Below are 281 nucleotides of genomic sequence, written 5' to 3'. Positions count from 1 at the left end.
GCCACCCCCGCGAGCAGCGCCCCCAGCACGCTGTGCCGCGAGGCCCTGTCCGTATCGCGGCCAGGCGCGGTGGCGGCATCCGTGGGCTCGGGAGTGGCGGCCGTGGGGGGCGTGTCCCCCGGGGGATCGCTTCGTTTCATGGCGCCGACGCTAGGCAGCCGATCGGTACCCTTTAAGGTCCAATCCGATGGCTGATTCACGGACCACTTCCTGGACCGCCGCCTGGACCGCCGCCTGGGAGCTGCTGCTCCCCACCGCGGCCGCGCCGCCCCGTCGGCGCG

Origin of the sequence: Streptomyces milbemycinicus (genome assembly GCF_002154605.1) — a bacterium.
Classification (GTDB): domain Bacteria; phylum Actinomycetota; class Actinomycetes; order Streptomycetales; family Streptomycetaceae; genus Streptomyces; species Streptomyces milbemycinicus.
The sequence above is the reverse complement of the archived record's forward strand: the minus strand, read 5'-3'. Positions refer to the sequence as shown.